1 protein-coding gene is annotated in these 387 nt (G+C 57.6%); it reads left to right on the top strand.

The genetic code is table 11. The features are described from left to right. Nucleotides 1–387 (top strand): MCP four helix bundle domain-containing protein (locus tag AC1D0P_RS31420; protein ID WP_477680301.1); only part of this gene is annotated, 387 nt, incomplete at both ends.

Below are 387 nucleotides of genomic sequence, written 5' to 3'. Positions count from 1 at the left end.
GCGATGAGGCGATCGCAGCGGCGGAAAAACAGGTGATCGCGAAAAAGCAGGAGCTTGGACAAGCGATCGATGCCTACACGCCGCTGATATCATCGCCGCGCGAGAAGGACTTGCTGGACCAGATCGGAAAACGCGCCAGCGATTATGAGAATGCGGCCGAGCCGATGCTGGTGAAATCCCGCAACAACGACAACGATGCGGCCAAGATCATCTTCTACAAGGATATGGAGCCTGTCGTCGAGGACGCCGAAAAGGATGCAGGCGAACTACTGGACATCAACGTCCAGGGCTCGGACGCCTCCTATGAAAGCAGCAAGCAGACTTATGCAACGATCCTTTGGAGCGCCTGGGGGCTCATCGCCCTGGTGCTGGCGATCGTTGCTGGAG

The sequence above is a fragment of the Polaromonas sp. P1_G2 genome, assembly GCF_056405515.1.
Note: the sequence above shows the minus strand (reverse complement) of the source record. Positions and strands in the feature narration are given on the sequence as shown.